The 21,217-nt window shown below is 67.9% G+C and carries 17 protein-coding genes and 1 rRNA gene; 6 read left to right on the top strand and 12 right to left on the bottom strand.

Annotated elements, in window-relative coordinates; all coding sequences use genetic code 11:
- Window position 1: 1 nt before the first annotated feature.
- The 3 genes from K0O62_RS21005 to glgP all read right to left on the bottom strand — a co-directional run bounded on the left by K0O62_RS21005 (window position 2) and on the right by glgP (window position 4,407).
- Complete coding sequence (locus K0O62_RS21005) at window positions 2–772, bottom strand: MspA family porin (RefSeq protein WP_372512793.1); 771 nt, start codon at window positions 770–772, stop codon at window positions 2–4.
- 108 nt (window positions 773–880) lie between these two features.
- Complete coding sequence (locus K0O62_RS21010) at window positions 881–1,732, bottom strand: Vgb family protein (RefSeq protein WP_073853029.1); 852 nt, start codon at window positions 1,730–1,732, stop codon at window positions 881–883.
- Window positions 1,729–4,407: an alpha-glucan family phosphorylase gene (gene glgP, locus K0O62_RS21015; RefSeq protein WP_073853027.1), complete on the bottom strand. Its 2,679-nt coding sequence runs from the start codon at window positions 4,405–4,407 to the stop codon at window positions 1,729–1,731. The genes K0O62_RS21010 and glgP overlap by 4 nt, the downstream gene beginning before the upstream one ends.
- Window positions 4,408–4,613: 206 nt before the next feature.
- On the opposite strand from glgP, the gene K0O62_RS21020 reads away from it, so the two are divergent.
- Both K0O62_RS21020 and glgB read left to right on the top strand, forming a co-directional pair.
- A complete protein-coding gene (locus K0O62_RS21020) occupies window positions 4,614–6,683 on the top strand; it encodes an alpha-1,4-glucan--maltose-1-phosphate maltosyltransferase (RefSeq protein ID WP_073853025.1) in 2,070 nt (689 codons plus the stop codon).
- A gap of 6 nt (window positions 6,684–6,689) precedes the next feature.
- A complete protein-coding gene (gene glgB / locus K0O62_RS21025) occupies window positions 6,690–8,888 on the top strand; it encodes a 1,4-alpha-glucan branching protein GlgB (RefSeq protein WP_073853023.1) in 2,199 nt (732 codons plus the stop codon).
- A gap of 66 nt (window positions 8,889–8,954) precedes the next feature.
- Here glgB and K0O62_RS21030 read toward each other — a convergent pair whose 3' ends face one another.
- The 3 genes from K0O62_RS21030 to K0O62_RS21040 all read right to left on the bottom strand — a co-directional run bounded on the left by K0O62_RS21030 (window position 8,955) and on the right by K0O62_RS21040 (window position 11,466).
- Entirely contained in the window at window positions 8,955–9,848 is an 894-nt protein-coding gene (locus K0O62_RS21030; protein WP_073853021.1) for a tetratricopeptide repeat protein, read from the bottom strand.
- A complete protein-coding gene (locus tag K0O62_RS21035; RefSeq protein ID WP_073853019.1) occupies window positions 9,845–10,219 on the bottom strand; it encodes a DUF3817 domain-containing protein in 375 nt (124 codons plus the stop codon). Before K0O62_RS21035 ends, K0O62_RS21030 begins: the two co-directional genes overlap by 4 nt.
- A gap of 65 nt (window positions 10,220–10,284) precedes the next feature.
- Window positions 10,285–11,466 carry an acetyl-CoA C-acetyltransferase gene (locus K0O62_RS21040; RefSeq protein ID WP_073853017.1) on the bottom strand — a complete coding sequence of 394 codons (1,182 nt, stop codon included), beginning with the start codon at window positions 11,464–11,466 and terminating at the stop codon, window positions 10,285–10,287.
- 94 nt (window positions 11,467–11,560) lie between these two features.
- Between K0O62_RS21040 and mce the strand changes: the two genes are divergently transcribed.
- Window positions 11,561–12,037, top strand: coding sequence for a methylmalonyl-CoA epimerase (mce, locus tag K0O62_RS21045; RefSeq protein ID WP_073853015.1), 477 nt, complete (start codon window positions 11,561–11,563; stop codon window positions 12,035–12,037).
- A 7-nt stretch (window positions 12,038–12,044) separates the two neighbouring features.
- On the opposite strand, the gene K0O62_RS21050 is transcribed toward mce, so the two are convergent.
- Window positions 12,045–12,335 carry an Rv1322 family protein gene (locus tag K0O62_RS21050; RefSeq protein ID WP_073853013.1) on the bottom strand — a complete coding sequence of 97 codons (291 nt, stop codon included), beginning with the start codon at window positions 12,333–12,335 and terminating at the stop codon, window positions 12,045–12,047.
- Between the two features lie 16 nt (window positions 12,336–12,351).
- Entirely contained in the window at window positions 12,352–13,023 is a 672-nt protein-coding gene (gene nucS, locus K0O62_RS21055) for an endonuclease NucS (protein WP_073853011.1), read from the bottom strand.
- Window positions 13,024–13,069: 46 nt separating this feature from the next.
- On the opposite strand from nucS, the gene K0O62_RS21060 reads away from it, so the two are divergent.
- Window positions 13,070–14,674, top strand: a complete 1,605-nt coding sequence (locus tag K0O62_RS21060; RefSeq protein ID WP_073853009.1) for an adenylate/guanylate cyclase domain-containing protein — start codon at window positions 13,070–13,072, stop codon at window positions 14,672–14,674.
- On the opposite strand, the gene glsA is transcribed toward K0O62_RS21060, so the two are convergent.
- From glsA to K0O62_RS21075, 3 genes are all read right to left on the bottom strand, one after another.
- Window positions 14,663–15,955, bottom strand: a complete 1,293-nt coding sequence (gene glsA, locus K0O62_RS21065) for a glutaminase A (protein ID WP_073853008.1) — start codon at window positions 15,953–15,955, stop codon at window positions 14,663–14,665. The genes K0O62_RS21060 and glsA overlap by 12 nt on opposite strands.
- A gap of 25 nt (window positions 15,956–15,980) precedes the next feature.
- The gene (locus tag K0O62_RS21070; protein ID WP_308214399.1) at window positions 15,981–17,588 is read right to left on the bottom strand and encodes a hypothetical protein; all 1,608 of its coding nucleotides are present in this window, start codon (window positions 17,586–17,588) and stop codon (window positions 15,981–15,983) included.
- A gap of 540 nt (window positions 17,589–18,128) precedes the next feature.
- On the bottom strand, window positions 18,129–18,770 hold the full coding sequence (locus K0O62_RS21075; protein WP_073853003.1) for a DedA family protein: 642 nt from the start codon (window positions 18,768–18,770) through the stop codon (window positions 18,129–18,131).
- 158 nt (window positions 18,771–18,928) lie between these two features.
- On the opposite strand from K0O62_RS21075, the gene K0O62_RS21080 reads away from it, so the two are divergent.
- Together K0O62_RS21080 and K0O62_RS21085 are read left to right on the top strand one after the other, a co-directional pair.
- A complete protein-coding gene (locus K0O62_RS21080; RefSeq protein ID WP_073853001.1) occupies window positions 18,929–20,425 on the top strand; it encodes a DNA-3-methyladenine glycosylase 2 family protein in 1,497 nt (498 codons plus the stop codon).
- Window positions 20,425–20,922, top strand: coding sequence for a methylated-DNA--[protein]-cysteine S-methyltransferase (locus K0O62_RS21085; RefSeq protein ID WP_073852999.1), 498 nt, complete (start codon window positions 20,425–20,427; stop codon window positions 20,920–20,922). Before K0O62_RS21080 ends, K0O62_RS21085 begins: the two co-directional genes overlap by 1 nt.
- 103 nt (window positions 20,923–21,025) lie before the next feature.
- On the opposite strand, the gene rrf is transcribed toward K0O62_RS21085, so the two are convergent.
- Window positions 21,026–21,138, bottom strand: a 5S ribosomal RNA gene (gene rrf, locus K0O62_RS21090).
- Window positions 21,139–21,217 lie beyond the last annotated feature (79 nt).

The following is a 21,217-nucleotide window of genomic DNA, read 5'->3' on the forward strand; positions in this document are numbered from 1 at the left end:
CTCAGACCACCTTCGTCTCGCCGTAATAGGCCAGCACCGAATCGGATTCGTCGGTGGACCGGGTCAGGAAGGCAAACGAGCGGATGAAGGACTGACCCACGCAGCCGTCGATCTTGACCTGGAAATTGCTGATCAGCACCCACGGGTTGGATCCCTTGAACTGTTTCTCGGTCACCGGGACGATGTTGACGATGCCCGGCTTCAGCCCGATCGCCACACCGCCGGTGACCGGTGTGGTCAGCACCGGGATCAACCCGTCCAGCGCCGGTGAGCCTACGTCGACGCCGGCCAGCCCTACCGACGGGGACGCGCCGGCGGTGCCGGTGATGGTCACGCCGTTGGAGGTGCTCATGTCGATGCCGCAGCCGATCTGGTAGCCGACCTCGAGCACGCCCTCGGGAATGTCGGTCCCCGGGCCGCTGATGTTCCCGCGGAATGTGCCTCCCACGACGTAGCTGCGCGAGGACAGCGCGGTGGTCAACGGCGCCGAGACGAGTTGGGTCTCGTCGCTCGCCGAGAGGGTGAGCCGCCAGCCGTCCGGGGTTTCGGTGCTGACCGGCGGCGGGGAGAAGACCAGACCGTGCTTCGGCCCGGCCGGGGGCGGGATCGCGGCGGCGACCGGTTGCATGACGGGGCCCAGCGGAGGTTCGAGCGCCGGGTCGATGGCGGGGGCGAAGACCGGATCCACGTCGGGCTCGGCGGGGTCGATCCCCGGATCGGCGGCGGCGGCCGGCACGCACAACACGGCGGCCGTCATCACCACGGTCAACAGGGCAAAGGGTCGTGGTACGGCAAACCCCTCAGTAGGCACCTCGAGGAACTTACGTGGCCTATGTAACTGTCCGGCCACGACAAGGACACGGGCCGTGCGGGTTTGCGCTCAGCCCACCGGCAGCCGCCACACGTACCCCGCCTCCAGCGCCACCCACAGCGCACCGTCGGCAGCGATGGCCATCCCGTGCGGTTCGCTGCCGGGCGGCAGATCGATGACCGTCGCCCCACCGTCGGCGCCGACCCGGGCGATCTGGTCGGCGCCCCACAGGCTGACCCACACCCCGCCGGACGGATCGGCCACCACCGCGTGCGGCTTGCCGGGCAGGTCGAGTTCCTGGATCGCCTCGTCGGTCGGGATGCGGCCGAGTTTCTCGGCGAGGAACTCGGTGAACCAGACGGCGTCGTCGTGGGTGGCGGCGATGCCCACCGGACCCGACCGCGGGGTCGGGACCTCGCGCACCCGCAGCGCACCGGAGGGTTCGAGGCGGCCGATCGCGTTCTTCTGGTTCATCGTGAACCACAGCGCGCCATCCGGGCCCGCGGCGATCATCGACGGCCCGCCGCCGGGCGCCGCCACCTCGGTGACCGTACCGTCGAGGTCGATCCGGCCGATGGTGCCGGCATTCATCGCGGTGAACCAGAGCGTACCTCCCGGTCCCGCGGTGATACCGAATGGAGCTGCGCCGGAGGCCAATTCGATCTCACTGAGCACGCCCCCGGTGGTGATCCGGCCGATCCGGTCATCGCCGGCCCGGGTGAACCACAGCGCACCGTCCGCGCCCGTGGTGATGATCGAGGGCAAGCTGTCGGGCGCGACGTCGTAGACGGTCAGCTCACCGCTGTCGGTGACGCGGGCGATCTGCCCACTGCGCACCAGCGTCACCCAGGTCGCACGGTCGGGACCCGCCGCCAGCGCGTAGGGCCCGCCGGGGACCGCGACCTCCAGGATCTGGTTCATGCCAGTGTGACGAGGGCGAGTTCGGTCTCCCCCGCCAGCAGCCGGTGATGCGGCAGCACCCGCACCGTGTAACCGACCGGACCGGCCACCGGCAGCGGCGTCGTCGTCGAGAAGATCTGATTGCCCCCCGCCGTGCCGGTGTGCGTCATCGGCACCTTGACCGGATCCTGCAGGACGTCGGCCGCATCGACACGTCCCAGCACCGCCTGGACGACGACCTCGTCGGGCGTCAGCCCGGCCAGGTACACCGACGCTGTCAGGGTCAGTTCGCTGCCGAGCAGCGGGGTGTCGGGCAGACCGTAACTGTCCACATCGGTGATCTGGATCTTCGGCCATTCCTGCTGTGCCCGTTGCCGATAGGCGGCCAGCTGACGCGCCGCACCGAACGGCACCCCGGTGGAATCGTTGTCGGGTTCGATGGTGGCCCGCAGCGACCGCGCGGCCGGCGCGTAGTACTGCTCGGTGTAGTCGCGCACCATCCGCGACGCCAACACTTTGGGCCCCAACGCCTGCAGCGTGTGCCGCACCATCTCGACCCACCGGCTCGGCACCCCGTCGATGTCGCGGTCGTAGAACCTGGTGGTCACCGAGGACTCCAGCAGGTCGTACAGCGCGGCGGCCTCGATGTCATCGCGGCGGCCCTCGTCGGCGAGGCCGTCGGCGGTCGGGATCTCCCAACCGTTCTCGCCGTCGTACCACTCATCCCACCAGCCGTCCCGGATGGACAGATTCAGTCCCCCGTTGAGTGCGCTCTTCATCCCGGACGTGCCGCAGGCCTCCAGCGGGCGCAGCGGGTTGTTCAACCACACATCGCAGCCCCAGTACAGCAACCGGGCCATCGACATGTCGTAGTCGGGCAGGAACGCGATGCGGTGCCGGACCTCCGGGCGGTCGGCGAACCGCACGATCTGCTGGATCAGCGCCTTGCCGCCGTCGTCCGCCGGATGCGACTTGCCCGCCACGATCAACTGCACCGGCCGGTCGGCGTCGAGCAGCAGCTTCTGCAGGCGGTCCTGGTCCCGCAGCATCAGCGTCAGCCGCTTGTAGGTGGGCACCCGGCGGGCGAACCCGACCGTCAGCACATCCGGATCGAAAGCGGTTGCGACCCAGCCGAGTTCCGCCTCCGTCGCACCGCGGGCCAGACAGGACCGGCGCAACCGGGCGCGCACATCCTCGATCAGCAGAGCCCGCAACTCGCAGCGGATGCGCCACAGCTGATCGGCGCCGACCTGCCGCAATCCCCGCCAGGTCTCGGGCTCCCGCAGCAGGGTCAGATCCTCGCTGTCGAGCAACTGCCGGCCGAGGTCGAGCCACTGCGGCGCCGCCCAGGTCGGTGCGTGCACGCCGTTGGTGATCGAGCCGATCGGCACCTCCTCCGGGTCGAAACCCGGCCACAGCTCCTGGAACATCTGTCTACTGACCCGGCCGTGCAGCAGCGACACGCCGTTGGCCCGCTGCGCCAGCCGCAGACCCATGTGGGCCATGTTGAACTTCGAGGGATCGTCCTCGGCGCCGAAAGCGATCACCCGGTCCAACGGCACTCCGGGCAGCAGGAGCCTGCCGGAACCATCCTCTTCGCGCGGGCGCTCATCGGACTCATGCTCTTCGCGCGGGCGCTCATCGGACTCATGCTCTTCGCGCGGGCGCTCATCGGCGAAATAGCGCCGGATCATCTCCACCGGGAATCGGTCGATCCCCGCGGGCACCGGTGTGTGCGTGGTGAACACCGTGGACGAACGGACCACGGTCAGCGCGGTGTCGAAGTCCAGTCCGGCGTCGATGAGTTCGCGGATGCGCTCGACACCGAGGAAGCCGGCATGCCCCTCGTTCATGTGGAACACCTCCGGTGCCGGCAGCCCCTCCACCGCGGTGTACGCCCGGATGGCCCGGATGCCGCCGATCCCGGCCAGGATCTCCTGTTTGATCCGGTGCTCCTGATCGCCGCCGTAGAGCCGATCGGTCACCCCGCGCAACTCGTGCTCGTTCTCGCCGATGTCGGAATCCAGCAACAGCAACGGGATTCGGCCCACCTGCGCCACCCAGACATGTGCGAACAGCTGCGCATCGTCGGGCATCGCCAACTCGATGAGCACCGCATCGCCGGCGGCGTCGGTCAGCAGTCGCAACGGCAGCCCCTGGGGATCCAGGGACGGGTACGTCTCGTGCTGCCAGCCGTCGGCGGTCAGCGACTGCCGGAAATAGCCCGACCGGTAGTACAACCCGACCGCGATCAACGGCAGGCCGAGATCCGATGCGGACTTGAGGTGGTCGCCGGCCAGGATGCCCAGGCCACCGGAGTAGTTGGGCAGCACCTCGGCCACCCCGAATTCCATGGAGAAGTACGCAATGCCGTTGGGTAGTTCGACGCCGTCGGCCGCCTGCTCCTGGTACCACAGCGGCCTGCCGAGGTAATCGGCGAGCTCGGCGGCCAGGCTGTCCACGCGCTGCAGGAAACCCTCGTCGCCGGCGAGGTCGTCGAGCCGTCGCGGATTGACCGCTCCGAGCAGCGCCACCGGGTCGGCACCGACCTGGGCCCACAGCGCCGGGTCGACGGCCGCGAACAACTCCTGTGTCGGTTTGTGCCACGACCAACGCAAGTTGACCGACAGCTCCTCCAAGGCGGCGAGCCGCTCTGGAAGATGGGCCCGGACGGTGAACCTGCGGAGAGCCTTCACACGAGTCAACCTTACTGACCGATCGGCCGTCGGCACCCGGCAACGGTGATCGGGGTCGCTTCGAGCAACCAACCCGCACAACTATGTGTCCCGGCCACTAGGTTGGGTACTCAGAGTCGGTAACGAGCGCGTCGAGGCAGAACCCAGAGACCAGACGGACCGCGGTCACCGAAGGCGGCGGCCGCACCGAGTGAGGAGATTCGTGCGTGACCGGTCGTATCGAGATCGATGACGTCGAGCCCGCGCTGTCCGGAGGACGGTTCCCCGCCAAGGCGGTGGTGGGTGAGGTTGTGCCGGTACGGGCGACCGTATGGCGCGAAGGCCACGAAGCGGTATCCGCCACCCTGGTGGTGCGCTACCACGGCACCTCCTACCCTCCGCTGACGCCGGACCCGCCGGGGATGACGCCCACACCGCGGGCGACGATCCCCGCGCCGCGCATCAAACCACTGCTGTTGCCTATGAGCCCGGGCCACACCCCGGATGTCCTGCACGGCCAGTTCACCCCCGACCAGGTCGGGCTCTGGACGTTCCGGGTCGACGGCTGGGGCGATCCGTTCGCGACCTGGCGCAAGGGCGTCACGGCCAAGCTGGACGCGGGCCAGGGCGAGACCGAGCTGTCCAACGACCTGCTGATCGGCGCCCAGATGCTGGAGCGGGCCGCCGCCGGTGTGCCCCGTCAGCAGCGCCATCCGCTGTTGGAGGCCGCGGCCGCACTCCGCGAGCCCGGTGACCCGCTGACCCGTGCGGCGGCGGCGCTCTCCCCCTCTATCGCCGACCTGCTGCGGCACTACCCGTTACGTGAACTGCTGACCCGCGGTCAGCAGTTCGGTGTGTGGGTGGACCGCCCGGCGGCCCGGTTCGCCTCCTGGTACGAGATGTTTCCCCGGTCGACCGGCGGCTGGGACAGCTCCGGCCGGCCGGTACACGGGACGTTCGCGACGGCGGCCAAGGACTTGCCGCGCATCGCCCGGATGGGTTTCGACGTGGTTTACCTGCCACCCATCCACCCGATCGGCAAGGTGCATCGCAAGGGCCGGAACAACACCGTGACCGCGAGCGAGGGCGATGTCGGCTCACCGTGGGCGATCGGCAGCGCCGAGGGCGGCCACGACGCCGTCCACCCCGATCTGGGCACCATCGAGGACTTCGACGACTTCGTCTCTGCGGCAGCCGATCAGGGCTTGGAGGTCGCACTCGATCTGGCGCTGCAGTGCGCGCCGGACCACCCGTGGGCCAAGGAACACCCCGAGTGGTTCACCGTGTTGCCCGACGGCACCATCGCCTATGCCGAGAACCCGCCGAAGAAGTATCAGGACATCTACCCGCTGAACTTCGACAACGACCCGGCCGGACTCTACGCCGAGGTGCTGCGGGTGGTGCGGTTCTGGATTTCGCACGGCGTCAAGACCTTCCGAGTCGACAACCCGCACACCAAACCGCCGAACTTCTGGGCCTGGCTGATCGGCAAGGTCAAGAACGAGGACCCGGATGTGCTGTTCCTCGCCGAGGCCTTCACCCGCCCGGCCCGGCTCTACGGTCTGGCCAAACTCGGTTTCACCCAGTCGTATTCCTACTTCACCTGGCGCACCGCGAAATGGGAGTTGACCGAGTACGGCCAGCAGATCGCCGAGTACGCGGACGTCGCACGGCCGAACCTGTTCGTCAACACCCCCGACATCCTGCACGAGAGCCTGCAACACGGTGGCCCGGGCATGTTCGCCATCCGGGCCGTGCTGGCCTCGACGTTCAGTTCGGCGTGGGGGGTGTATTCCGGCTACGAACTGTTCGAACACCGGGCGGTACGCGAGGGCAGCGAGGAGTACCTGGACTCGGAGAAATACGAACTGCGCCCGCGCGATTTCGAGGCGGCGGTCGCCACCGGGCAGTCCCTGGAACCCTTCCTGTCCAGGCTGAACGAGATCCGGCGCCTGCACCCGGCGCTGGAGCAGTTGCGCACCATCAAGTTCCACCACGTCGACAACGACGCGCTGTTGGCCTACAGCAAGTTCGACCCGGTGACCGGGGACTGCGTGCTGGTGGTGGTGACCCTCAACCCGTTCGGCGCCGAGGAGGGCACGCTGTGGCTGGACATGGATGCGCTCGGCATGGAGCCCTATGACCGTTTCTGGGTGCGTGACGAGGTCACCGGCGACGAATTCCACTGGGGCCAGTCCAATTACGTACGCCTGGACCCGGCCCGAGCGGTCGCGCACATTCTCAACATGCCGCTGATCCCCTACGACTCTCGACTGAACCTCTTGCGGAGGGAGTGAACGACGTTGACCCGAACCAACACGAACACCAGCATTCATCTGCGCCCCGGCGTGGACGACCTGCACCGGCTCGCGGCGGGCGAACACCACGACCCGCACTCCATCCTGGGCGCGCACGAGTACGGCGACCACACCGTCATCCGGGCGCTGCGCCCGCACGCCGAGTCGGTGACCGCGCTGATCGGCGGGCAGCGTTACCCGCTCAATCACCTGGAGGCCGGCCTGTTCGCCGGCGCGGTGCCGTTCACCGGCCTCATGGACTACCGCCTGGAGGTGCAGTATCCGGGCGTCCCGGCGTTCACCGTCGCCGACCCGTACCGGTTCCTGCCCACCCTGGGCGAGATGGACCTGCACCTGTTCGCCGAGGGCCGTCACGAGCGGCTGTGGGAGATCCTGGGGGCGCACCGTCGTAGTTTCACCACCCCCGACGGCGAGGTGCAGGGGTACTCGTTCGCGGTGTGGGCGCCGAACGCCAAGGGCGTCAGCCTGATCGGCGAGTTCAATCACTGGGACGGTGGTCAGGCACCGCTGCGTGTGCTGGGATCGACCGGAGTCTGGGAGTTGTTCTGGCCTGACTTCCCCGAAGACGGGCTCTACAAGTTCCGCGTGCACGGGGTCGACGGTTCGGTGACCGACCGGGCCGATCCGTTCGCCTTCGCCGCCGAGATCCCGCCGGCGACGGCCTCGCGGGTCACCGACAGCAACTACACCTGGAACGACGACGCGTGGATGGCCGCACGCGCGCTGCGTAATCCGGTGTTCGAACCGATGAGCACCTACGAGGTGCATCTGATGTCGTGGCGGCCGGGGCTGAGCTACCGCGAGCTGGCCGTCGAACTCACCGAATACGTCGTGGAGCACGGCTTCACCCACGTCGAGATGCTGCCGGTGGCGGCGCACCCGTTCAGCGGATCCTGGGGCTACCAGGTCACCTCCTACTACGCCCCGACTCCACGGCTGGGCAGCCCCGATGATCTGCGCCATCTCATCGACACGCTGCACCAGGCCGGCATCGGCGTGATCGTCGACTGGGTGCCCGCGCACTTCCCGAAGGACGCCTGGGCGCTCGGCCGGTTCGACGGGACCGCCCTCTACGAGCACTCCGACCCGCGCCGCGGCGAGCAACTCGACTGGGGTACCTACGTTTTCGACTTCGGTCGCCCCGAGGTGCGCAACTTCCTGGTCGCCAACGCGCTGTACTGGCTGCAGGAGTATCACGTCGACGGCCTGCGGGTCGATGCGGTGGCCTCGATGCTCTACCTGGACTATTCGCGACCCGAGGGTGGCTGGACGCCGAACATCTACGGCGGACGGGAGAACCTGGAAGCGGTGCAGTTCCTGCAGGAGATGAACGCGACGGTGCACAAGGTGACGCCCGGCATCGTCACCATCGCCGAGGAATCCACCTCGTGGCCCGGCGTCACGCGCCCGACGAACCTTGGCGGCCTTGGCTTCTCGATGAAGTGGAACATGGGCTGGATGAACGACACCCTGGAGTTCATCAAGCGCGACCCGATCCACCGCAGTTTCCACCATCACGAGATCACCTTCTCCATGCTCTACGCGTTCAGCGAGAACTACGTACTGCCCATCAGCCACGACGAGGTGGTGCACGGCAAGGGCACGCTGTGGAGCCGGATGCCGGGCAATGACCACAACAAGGCGGCGGGTCTGCGCGGGCTGCTGGCCTACCAGTGGGCGCACCCCGGCAAGCAGTTGCTGTTCATGGGCCAGGAGTTCGGCCAGCGCGCCGAATGGTCCGAGGAGCGTGGCCTGGACTGGTACCAACTGTCCGAGCAGAGCTTCTCCACCGGGATCGCGCGACTGGTCACCGACATCAACGCGCTCTACCGCAGCCGGCGGGCCCTGTGGTCACGCGACACCGTGCCCGAGGGTTACTCCTGGATCGACGCCAACGATTCGGCGAACAACGTGCTGAGCTTCCTGCGCTTCGGTGACGACGGCACCGCGCTGGCGTGCGTGTTCAACTTCTCCGGCGCCGAGCACGCCCGATACCGGTTGGGCCTGCCCCAGGCCGGCACCTGGCGTGAGGTGCTCAACACCGACGCCACCATCTACAACGGGTCCGGGATCGGCAACCTGGGTTCGGTGGAGGCCACCGCCGAGCCCTGGCACGGGCGCCCCGCCTCGGCGGTCCTGGCGCTGCCGCCACTGGCCGCGCTCTGGTTCGAGCTGGATCCATGACCGCCCAAACGAACAAACGGGCGCCGAAAGTCGAGCGAAATTACGCCATTTCGTCGATCTCGGCGCCTAGTACAGCGCGTTGGCGAGCTTACGGCGGGCCGCCAGCACCTCCGGGTCGGCCGCGTCGAACAGTTCGAAGAGCTCGATCAGCCGGGTGCGCGCGGCGGTGCGCTCGTCACCGGCGGTGCGTTTGATCAATGCGATCAACCGGTCGAAGGCACCCTCGATGTTCTGCTGCAGGATCTCCACATCGGCGGCGGCGAACGCGGCCTCGGCATCGCCGGGGGCGGCGTCGGCCAGTGCGGGAGCGTCGGCCGGGCGGGTCGTCGCACGCTGCAGGAAGGTGATCTGCCGGATGGCGCCGGCCGCTTCGGTGTCGTTCGGCTTGGCGGCCAGGATGTCCTGGTACGCGGTCAGCGCCGCATCGAAGTCGCCGTTGTCCAGATACGCCCGAGCCTGTTCCAGCGCCGGGTCGACCTGCTCGGCCTGCTCCGGGACCCCGCTGAGCTTGCCGGCCGTCGCGCTGAGCAGCGAATCGATCCACTGCCGCAGCTGATCTGCCGGCTGCGGACCCTGGAAGCTGGAGATCGGCTGACCACCGGCCAGCGCGACCACGGTGGGTACCGCCTGCACGCCGAACATCTGCGCGACCCGCGGCGTGGTGTCGACGTTGACCAGCGCCAGCGACCACGTGCCGCCGTCCTCCTGCGCGAGGGCGCCCAGGGTGTCGGCGAGCTGCACGCTGGCGTCACTGCGCGGCGTCCACAGCAGCACCACCACCGGGATCTCACCGGAACGGATCAGGACCTCGGCCTCGAGGTTGGCCTCGGTGACGTGCACCGCGCCCGCCACCTCGGACGGCTCGGCGGCGCCGGGTGGGGGTGGTGGCGGCTGCTTGAGAGCGGACAGGTCGAATGCGCCGGCCAGGGCCGGCCCGATGGAGGGGCGTGGACGCGTCACGCCACCAAGTTTGGCATGTCTTCGCCGCGGTTGGCAGCGACGGTGCGTCCATCGATGCGACCGGACCGGTCGGCCCAGATGACGAAGATCACACTTCCCAGCGGCACGATGCTGGCCAGCAACGCCAAGGCCCACGTCAGGACGCTCCACTTGCGTGCGATCCCGACCAGCAGTGCGGCCGCCAGGAAGGCCACGAAGATGCCGCCGTGCAGGGGCCCGAAGATCTTCACGCCGATCTCGGTCGTCCCTGCCAGGTGTTTGAAGTACATGCCGACCAGCAGCCCCGCCCAGCTGAACGCCTCCGCGATCGCGATCAACCGGAACCAGCCCGCCACGCTGCGGACGTCATAGTTGTTAGCCATGGACGCCATTGTGCCGCAGCGGGCGGCCAGCTACTACATTGCGTCGTTGATCAAACTGAGTGCATTCTCAGCGGTCAGGGGCGGCGCAGGATGAGCGCGTCACCCTGTCCCCCGGCGCCGCACAGGGCGGCGACGGCGTAGCCGGACCCCTTGCGGGCCAGCTCCAGGGCCGCGTGCAGAGTGATCCGCGCGCCGGACGTGCCGATCGGGTGGCCGATGGCGATGGCGCCACCGTTGACGTTCACCTTGGCCGGATCGACGCCGAGCTCCTTGGTGGACGCCAGCGACACTGCAGCGAACGCCTCGTTGATCTCGATGACGTCGAGCTGTTCGACGGTGATGCCCTCACGCCCGATGGCCTTCTTGATGGCGTTGGCCGGCTGGCTCTGCAGCGTCGAGTCCGGACCGGCGACCACACCGTGCGCACCGATCTCGGCCAGCCAGCTCAGCCCCAGCTCCTCGGCCTTGGCCTTGCTCATCACCACGACGGCAGCGGCCCCGTCGGAGATCTGCGACGCCGAACCGGCGGTGATGGTGCCGTCCTTGCGGAAAGCCGGCTTCAGACCGCCGAGCGACTCCGCGGTGGTGTTGGCGCGGATGCCTTCGTCCTCGTTGAACTCGATCGGGTCGCCCTTGCGCTGCGGGATCTTGACCGGCACGACCTCGTCGGTGAACACGCCGTCCTTCCACGCCGCCGCGGCCTTCTGGTGCGACTGTGCGGCCAGTTCGTCCTGCTCGGCCCGGGTGAACTGGTCGACGTCGTTGCGCTGCTCGGTGAGCGCGCCCATCGGCTGGTCGGTGAACACGTCGTGCAGACCGTCATAGGCCAGGTGGTCCACCAGGGTGGCGTCGCCGTACTTGTAGCCCTCGCGGCTCTTGGGCAGCAGATGCGGGGCCTGGCTCATCGACTCCTGGCCACCGGCGACCACGACCTCGAACTCCCCGGCGCGGATCAGCTGATCGGCCAGCGCGATGGCGTCGATGCCGGACAGGCACATCTTGTTGATGCTCAGCGAGGGCACGTCCCACGGCACACCGCCGGCGACGGCGGCCTGGCGGGCGGGCATCTGCCCGGCGCCGGCGGTCAGCACCTGGCCCATGATCACGTAGTCGACGAGGGATGCGGGGACATTGGCCTTCTCCAGCGCCGCCTTGATGGCGATCCCGCCGAGGTCACTGGCCGAGAAGTCCTTCAGCGAGCCCATCAGCTTGCCGACCGGGGTACGAGCTCCGGCCACGATCACCGATGTCGTCATGTCCAACCTCCAAAATCGAGTAGCCAGTCCGAGGAGCCGCAATGTGGCAGATCCCACAGGCATAAAAAGTGCGGTATCAGGTTACCTTTACCGTATGACCACCGAGCACGTCGATGCCCGTCCGGCGCTGTCCAGCGCCCTGGTGACTGCGATTGATCATGTCGGCATCGCGGTGCCCGATCTCGACGTGGCCGCCAAGTGGTACCACGACCACCTCGGCATGATCGTGCTGCACGAGGAGATCAACGAGGAGCAGGGCGTCCGCGAGGCGATGCTCTCGGTGCGCGGCGCGGCCAAGGGCAGCGTGCAGGTCCAGCTGCTGGCTCCGTTGAACGAGAACTCCACGATCGCCAAGTTCATCGACCGCAGCGGTCCGGGCCTGCAGCAGCTGGCCTATCGCACCAGCGACATCGACGCCCTGTCCGAGAAGCTGCGGGCCGACGGCGTCCGTCTGCTCTACGACGCCCCGCGTCGGGGCACCGCGGACTCGCGGATCAACTTCATCCACCCGAAGGACGCCGGCGGCGTACTGGTCGAGCTCGTCGAGCCGAACCCGAACGCAGAGCACTGACGCTGCGCTAAGACCACCGGCGGGTCGGCCCCCGGTTGGCCCTGTTGTTCCAGCACGCCGTGTGCCAGTGCCTGCGGTCCTCGATATCGCCGTGGTCCACCGGCAGCACCACCACATGGGCCGTACCCGGGCGGATCTCGTGGTCACATCCGGGGCACCGGTAGGGCTTGGTCGCCCGCGCCGCCGGGACCACCTTCACCTCGTAGTCGTAGCCGTCCGGGCCCGCCTCCACCCGCCGCTGACCGAGCCACGGTGGCAGCGGGGTCGGGGCCCGACGGCCGGGACGTCTACGGCCCACTAGAACGGCCGGCCCATCAGAACAGCCGGAACTCGGCGTTGTCCATTCCACGCATCTTGTCGTAATCCAGGATCACACAACGGATTCCGCGATCGGTGGCCAGCGTGCGCGCCTGCGGCTTGATCTGCTGGGCGGCGAAGACACCGCTGACCGGAGCCAGCAGGGTGTCCCGGTTCAACAGGTCGAGGTACCTGGTCAGCTGCTCCACACCGTCGATCTCGCCGCGGCGCTTGATCTCCACCGCCACCGACCGGCCGGTCTCGTCCCGGCACATCAGGTCGACGGGACCGATCGCGGTCATGTACTCCCGGCGGACCAGGGTGAAACCGGCGCCCAGCAGTTCGACGTGCTCGGCGAGCAACTCCTGCAGATGTGCTTCCACACCGTCTTTCACCAGCCCGGGGTCGACGCCGAGCTCATGACTCGAGTCGTGCTCGATGTCCTCGACGGTGATGCGCAGCTGCTCGCCGGCCTTGTTCTCCACCACCCACACCGCCGCCTCATCGGACAGCTCTTCGGTCGTCCAGCACGGCGGGGTCATCCAGTTCAGCGGCTTGTAGGCACGGTCGTCGGCGTGCACGCTCACCGATCCATCGGCCTTGAACAGCAGCAGGCGGCGGGCGGACGGGAGGTGTGCCGTGAGCCGGCCGACATAGTCGACGGTGCACTGGGCGATGACGAGACGCACGCAACCACCTTAGATTGCGGCCGGCGTTCACTAGGCTGACGCCACGATGACGGACACGAAGAGCGCGGCCCAACGTCTCGGCCGGGTCCTGGAACGGATGACGAGACAGACCGGTCGCGTCGCCGGGACCCCGGAATACGGGTCGTGGATTCTCGGACGCGTCTCGGAGAGCCAGCAGCGTCGCCGCGTCCGCATCCAGCTGATCCTCACCACGGTGGTGCTGGGCGCCAACCTGGTCGGGGTCGTGGTGGCCGGCCTCGTCGTCACCGTCACCTTCCCGGTGCCGAGCGTGTTCGATCCCCAGGTCCGCTGGATCACCTTCGCGGTGGCACCGGCCTATGTCGTGCTGGCATTCGTCGCCGGGGTGATCTGGGCGACCAACCGGGTGATCAACAACGTCCGGTGGGCCCTCGCCGAACGTGAGCCGTCACAGCAGGATCAGCTCAACACCTTCTTCGCGCCCTGGCGGCTGAGCCGGGTCCTGCTCGCACTGTGGGGTGGCGGCGCCGCGGTGCTGACCTTGCTCTACGGGCTGCAGGACACCGACTACATCCCGAAAGTCCTGCTGGGCATCAGCTTTCCCGGCATCGTGGTCTCCGCAAGCTGCTACCTGTTCACCGAATTCGCGCTGCGTCCCGTCGCCGCGCAGGCCCTGGAGGTCGGCTCGCCACCACGCCGATTCGCGCCGGGCATCATGGGACGCACCCTGACGGTATGGGCGCTGGGCTCGGGTGTGCCCGTGCTCGGCATCCTGCTGGCCGCCGTCATCACGCTCTCCATGCAGATCGTGTCCCCCACCCAGTTCGCCGTCGCCGTGATGATCCTCGCGGTCTTCGCGCTCGCCTTCGGCTTCATCCTGATGTGGATCCTGGCCTGGCTGACCGCCACCCCGGTGCGGATGGTGCGCGCGGCGCTCAACCGGGTCGAGCGAGGCGACCTGGACACCAACCTGGTGGTCTTCGACGGCACCGAACTGGGTCAGCTGCAACGCGGTTTCAACTCGATGGTCGCCGGGCTGCGTGAGCGGGAACGGGTGCGCGATCTGTTCGGCCGGCACGTCGGGCGTGAGGTCGCGGCGCTGGCCGAACAGCAACGCCCGCAACTGGGCGGCGAGGAACTGCACGCGGCGGTCATCTTCATCGACATCATCGGCTCCACGAAGCTGGTCACCAGCATGCCCGCCCGCGACATCGTCGAACTGCTCAACCGGTTCTTCGCCGTCGTCGTCGACGAGGTCGACCGGCACCACGGGCTGGTCAACAAGTTCGAGGGCGACGCCGTGCTCGCGGTCTTCGGTGCACCGGTTTCGCTGGACAATGCCGAGGACGAGGCACTCGCGGCCGCCCGGGCGATGGCGACGCGACTGCGCAGCGAGGTGCCCGAGGTCGACGCCGGAATCGGGGTGGCCGCGGGCCAGGTGGTGGCCGGCAACGTCGGCGCCAAGGAACGCTTCGAGTACACCGTGATCGGGGAACCGGTCAACGAAGCCGCACGGCTGTGTGATCACGCGAAGTCCGTCCCGGGGCATCTGGTGGCCTCCTCGGACACGCTGGCGAAAGCCGGCGAATCCGAAAGCGTGCATTGGGCATTGGGCGGCGAGGTGATCCTTCGCGGCCTCGATCAGCCGACCAGGTTGGCCCTACCGATCTGAGCCCTCCACACCGAGGAACGCGGCAGCGGCATCGACCGCGTCCTGCACGGTACTGAATCGGAAGTCCTCGAACTCCGATCCTGCACCGATCACCATGCGGTCCGGGTCGACGATGAGGCCGACCTTCCCCCGCTCGCGCAGCGTCGTGCCCATCCCCGAGAGCAGATGTTTGGCCGCGTCGTCGATATCGTCGACCCTCGTGACGTCCAGGATGCCCACGGCGAACTCGTCACATCCCCGGTCGACCGTGCGCACCACCTGCTCTGCCCCGCAGAACAACAGATCGCCATGCACCTCGTAGACCCGGATGTCGTCTCGTGGCTCGTAGATCGCCCGCAGGGTGGACCGTGAATCGCGGGCCACCGTCAGGAAGTGCAGGCCGAGCTCTTCAGAAAGCTTGCGGCACAACAAGACCGACCGAACACTGTTGCCCCGGGAATCCAACAGCGGCGAGTAGGTGCCGATTCCGAGTTGGCCGGGCAACACCGCCAGGATCCCGCCACCGACACCGCTCTTGGCCGGCATGCCGACTGCACTGACCCAGTCCCCGGCGGCGTCGTACATGCCGCAGGTCACCATCACCGACAGCGTTCGGCGCACCACGGGGGCGTCGGTGGCCCGGCGGCCGGTCAGCGGGTTCATCCCGTTGCGGGCCAGGGTGGCGGCCATCCGGGCGAGGTCCGTCGCGGTCACCTTGAGCGAGCACTGCCGGAAGTACACGTCCAGGACCTCATCGGGATCGTCGTCCAGCACACCGAAACTCGCCAGCATGTAGGCGATCGCGCGGTTTCGGTCTCCGGAGGTCTTCTCCGATGCGTACACCTCGGAATCGATGTGCAGCCGGCGGCCCGCGAAGGCCGAGTAGTAGTCCTGGATCAGCGCGAATCGCTCGTCCGGCGAGGACCCTGGCACCAGCGACACCGCGGCGATGGCGCCGGCGTTGATCATCGGATTCTTGGGCCGCTTGGTCACCTTGTCCACGCTGATCTCGTTGAACGCCTCGCCGGAGGGTTCCACGCCGATCTTCGCGTCCACGGCCGCACAGCCCACACTTTCCAGGGCGAGCGCGTAGGTGAACGGTTTCGATATCGACTGGATGGTGAATTCGGTTGCCGCATCGCCGGACTCGTAGACGAACCCGTCCGATGAAGACAGTGCGACACCGAAACCGTGGGGATCGACGCGGGTCAGCTCGGGGATGTAGCTGGCCAACTCACCGTCGTCGACGCCGGCGAACTCGCCACGGACCTGATCGAGGTAGCGCTGCACCTGGTGGGACACAACAAGATTCTAGGCAACCCGGCTGCTACGCCTGCGGGTACGGCGCGAAGCGCTGGTTGAACCCCGACTTGCGGAGGGCGATCTGGGCCGCCCGCTCGGCCGCCGTCACATACCGGGTGCCCGGCGGAAGTACCGAACCCAGTTCGCTGCGGCGGACCACCTGTGCGCTCACCGTCGGAAGGTGCGCCGCCTCGGGGTCGATGTCCTGGAAGCGGATCGAGATGGTGCCCTGGTTCAGGCCGCCGGTGGACACCCAGTTGGCCACGCCGGGATCGCTGGGCGAGACGACGATCGTGTACGTGCTGCCGGCGGGGTCATCGGCCACCGCCTGGACGTTGTTCAGACTGGTCTGCTCGTTCCAGTAGTCCTTGGTGATGGTCCAGTCATCGGTGACCGGGACGATGAAGTAGCCGGCGCCGGCACGATTGATGGTGATGACCAGCGCCTCGTCGTCGGCGAGCTGAAAGTACCCCGCGCTCTGCAATTGGGTGGCAAGGAATTCCGCATTGCGCGTCGGGTCCTTGAAGACGTTGGGTTCGATGCGCTGCCCGGTGGTCGGGTCCTTGGTCGCGACGGCCATGTACTGCGCCTCGCGCTGGATGCCCAGCGCCATGATGACGGCGGTGACCGCGCCTCTGAGCACCGTCGGCACGAAGGGCAGCGGCGGCACCACCGACACCAGCGCCGTCAGCAGCTTGCTGCGCACCACCGCGGGGCCGATCCCGGGGATCGCGAAACCGCCCAACTGGCTGAACAAACTGTTCGGCGGGCCGCCGACCCGGGCGATCTCCAAGCTCATCGGATGCTGATTCGTCCAGTCCGACAGGGTGTTCCGGGTGGCGATCAACGTGGTGTCGGCCGTCAGCTGCAGGTGGTTCTGCCGCCCGTCGGCCGGCCTGGAATCCGCGGTGATGGTGAAGGTGCCGTCGGGGTTGATGACCAGTTTGTCCTTGGTCAGCACCGCGGCGGTGTTGCCGGTGAGACCGGTCAGCACGCTGAACGTGGTATCGGCGGGCAGATTGTCCAGATCGTCGAATCGGCCGGTGATCACGTACGACGATGCCCCGTTCACCCCCATGAAGCGGTAGATGGTGTCGGGGTTGTCGTAGAGGATGCGCGATGCCCCCACCGTCTGGCCGTACCAGGCGTGTGGCGGAGCGACCTGCATGACCACCGTGGGTTTGGCGGAGTTCAACAGCTGTTGCTGGAAAGCCGAGGCCATCGCGTAGGCGTTGACCGCCGCATCGAGGCGATCGATGTTCTCCTGGTCCGGGCCGTTGACGCGATCGAACTGCTGCTGCGCGGCGCGCAGGAAGCCGGCCCGCAGCACCACCTTCACCAGCTTGACCGGCAGGGAGTTGACGATGCGCTTCGCGAGTTTCTCCGCCCGCAGTTGGTCCGGGGTGCCCAACGGGCTGACCGGGGCCGCAGTGACGCTCGTCGTCTGACCGTCGGCCACCGATTCCACGATCTTCGCGGTGTCGTGGCCGACCTCCCGGCGCGCGGCCGCCAGCGCGGTCAGCGCCGCCGGGTTCTCGGCGGGCGCCGGCGGATCGTCCGACGAGCGGCGGTCCTCGGGGGTCGCGGCCGGGGCCTGTCTCAGTTCGTTGTCCGGTTCGGTGTTCGCACGCACCGCGGGTCGGCGCTGCGTCCGCAAGGAGCGTTCCGGGTCGCCCGCAGTCCGCACCGACAGTGACGTCCGGTCGGACGCCTTCCGTTGTGGTGGAGCCTTTCTCGCTTCTCGCGGCGCTTCCCGCCTGGTATCCGTGCCGGCGGACTCCCCCGAGTTCGAACTGCTCGACGCGCTCGACTCGGAACCCTGATCGCCACTGTCGGCGGATGCAGCGCCCGACGCGATGGTCGCCCCGACGCCGAGTGCCACCGCAAGCGCGCCGACCCGTCCGATGACTGCTGCACTGTGCACCATGAAGCCGCCTTCTGCCGGTACCTGATCTTCGTTATAGCAGCGCCTCTGCGGCGCAGGGGCCGATCGGCCGATTCGACCGGCGGCCAGGCCGGTGCAGATCGGGGCGATCCCGCCGAACTCGGCCGCAGTCGGCCGTCCTTCTGCAGCTGTGGCTGGGCGGGCCCACGCCGGATCCTCCGGTCGGCGGCCATCTGCGATGCACTGCTGCACGCCACCGACACATCGCGCAGCGGTGGGTGTGAGACCTCAGGTCGCCGAGATCTGGCGACGCTTCACCCGGGACCGGACGAAGAAGCCGACACTGATGACCACCACGGCGAGCACCAGGTACTGCAGCGTGGTCGCGTAGGGGTCGACGCGGTGCCAGTTCGCACCCAGCAGGTATCCGGCAAGGATGAAGGCCGAGTTCCAGATCAGGCTGCCGGCCATGGTCAGCGCGGTGAACACCGCGAAGTTCATGCGCTCGATGCCGGCCGGGATGGATATGAAGCTGCGGAACAACGGCAGCATCCGCCCGAAGAACACCGCCTTTTGACCGTGCCGCTCGAACCAGGCCTTGGTCTTGTCGAAGTCCGAGCCGTCCATCAGCGGCATCCTGGACACGATCTGCCGGATCCTGTCGGGCCCGAGCCAGGCGCCGAGCGCGTACAGCATCCAAGCCCCCAGAACCGAGCCCGCCGTCGTCCAGACGATCGCCCCCAGCAGCGACAGTTCACCCAGCCGAGCGGCGAAACCCGCCATCGGCAGGATGACTTCGCTCGGGACGGGTGGGAACAGATTCTCGACCAGGATGGCCAGGCCCGCGCCCGGACCGCCGAGGTGCTCCATGAGTTCGACGGCCCAACCGGCCGGGCCCTCGAGCTGGTATGCCTCGTCTGGGGAGGTCATGCGGCAGTCACTCCTGGTTCGTCGGGAAGCATGGGATCGGCGCGGCGCACCGCCACCTGACCCCTGTACCCACGCAGGCACCCCGGGTGAACCCCGCCTGCCACATCGATGTCGGTTTCCCGCCAGTACTGTCCGCCGGTGGGTGTAAGGGTGAAGGCATGCACGACGATTTTGACCGCTGTTACCGAGCCGTCCAGTCCAAGGACGCCCGGTTCGACGGCTGGTTCGTCACCGCCGTGCTCACCACGGGCATATATTGCCGGCCCAGTTGCCCGGTGCGCCCGCCGCTGGCCCAGAACCTGCGGTTCTACCCGACCGCGGCGGCGGCCCAGAAGGCCGGTTTCCGGGCCTGTAAACGGTGCCGCCCGGATGCGTCCCCCGGTTCGCCCGAATGGAATGTCCGCGGTGACGTGGTGGCCCGCGCGATGCGGCTGATCGCCGACGGCGCGGTCGACCGCTGCGGTGTCACCGGGCTCGCCGCCCAGCTGGGGTACACCACCCGTCAGCTCGAACGGCTCCTGCAGGCCGAGGTGGGGGCCAACCCGCTGGCGCTGGCCCGCGCCCAGCGCACCCAGACCGCGAGGGTGCTCATCGAGACGACCGATCTGCCGTTCAGCGATGTCGCATTCGCCGCCGGGTTCAGCAGCATCCGGCAGTTCAACGACACCGTGCGGTCCGTCTGCGCCCTCACCCCGACCGCCCTGCGCCGACGCGCCCGCGCCCGCAGCCGCGACGAGGCCGTCGGCCCCGACGCGCTGTCCCTGCGGCTGCCGGTGCGCGCCCCGTTCGCCTACGAAGGTGTCTTCGGTCATCTGGCGGCCGGCGCAGTGCCCGGGGTGGAGGAGGTCCGCGACGGGGCCTACCGTCGCACCTTGCGGCTGCCGTCCGGGTCCGGTGTGGTGGCGCTGACCCCTCATCCCGACCACGTGCGATGCCGCCTGGTTGTCGACGACTTCCGGGACCTCGCCGCGGCGATCGCCCGCTGCCGCCGCCTGCTGGACCTCGATGCCGATCCCGCCGCGATCATCGATGCGCTGGGTACGGACCCGCACCTGGGTCCCCTGGTGGCCAAGGCCCCGGGGCAACGCATCCCGCGCACGGTCGATGAGCAGGAATTGGCGGTGCGAGTGGTTCTCGGTCAGCAGGTCTCCATCAAGGCCGCCCGCACCCACGCCGGCCGGCTCGCCGAGACGCACGGGACGCCCTTCACCGATACCGGGGGCGGACTGACCCGCGTCTTCCCCTCTGTCGATCAGTTGGCCGGGCTGGATCCGACCACCCTGGCCATGCCGGCCACGCGGCGCCGAACGCTGAGCACCCTGATCGCCGCGATGGCCGACGGCGACGTGGACCTGAGCGCGGGAGCCGACTGGAATCGGGCGCGAACGCGATTGGCCGCGTTGCCGGGCGTCGGGCCGTGGACCACCGAACTGATCGCCATGCGGGGTCTCGGCGATCCGGATGCCTTCCCGGTGACCGACTTGGGAGTCCGGATCGCGGCGGAGGCCGTGGGGCTACCGGCAGCCGCGGATACCCTGCTCACGCGAAGCGCACGTTGGCGCCCGTGGCGGGCCTACGTGACACAGCATCTGTGGACGGCGCTCGACCATGCGGTCAACGAGTGGCCGCCCCGCACGAATCGGCAGGAGAAATGATGGCGGGCATGCAATTCCGGGTGATGGAGAGTCCCGTCGGGACACTGACGTTGGCCGGTGTCGACGGTCGCCTGCAACATCTGCGGATGGAGGACCAGACCTATGAGCCGAGCCGGGCCGGCTGGCAGCTCGACGACACGGCCTTCCCGGACGCCGTGGAACAGCTGGTCGCCTACTTCGACGGATCGCTCACCGAATTCAGCGTGGATCTACAGTTCGGCGGGACCGAGTTCCAGCGCAGGGTGTGGGAGGCGCTGTTGACCATCCCCTACGGCGAGACCCGGACATACGGCCAGATCGCGCAGCAGGTGGGTGCTCCCACGGCATTCCGCGCCGTCGGTCTTGCGAACGGACATAACCCGATCGGCATCATCGTGCCGTGCCATCGTGTGATCGGCGCCAATGGCAGTTTGACCGGATACGGCGGCGGACTAGACCGCAAGAGAAAGCTTCTGAATATGGAAAAGAGCGCGTCGGAATTGGCCCTTTTCGATTAGAGAAAAAGAATAGCCGGATATTCTTCGGCCATTTTTTTCGTCCAGAATGCACAAATGCCGCGGCCCTCCAAACTGGGTTTGGAGGGCCGCGGGCTTAATGTGTGTTCGGCGGTGTCCTACTTTTCCACCCTTTTGGGTAGTATCATCGGCGCTGGCAGGCTTAGCTTCCGGGTTCGGGATGGGACCGGGCGTTTCCCTGCCGCTATGGCCGCCGTAACTTTATTCACCCGTTTCTGGGCGTCCCTCACCGATGGTGGGGGAAGTGTGTTTTGGTGGTGGAGTGTGTCAACCATTG

Source organism: Mycolicibacterium diernhoferi (genome assembly GCF_019456655.1).
In the GTDB taxonomy this organism is placed as follows: domain Bacteria; phylum Actinomycetota; class Actinomycetes; order Mycobacteriales; family Mycobacteriaceae; genus Mycobacterium; species Mycobacterium diernhoferi.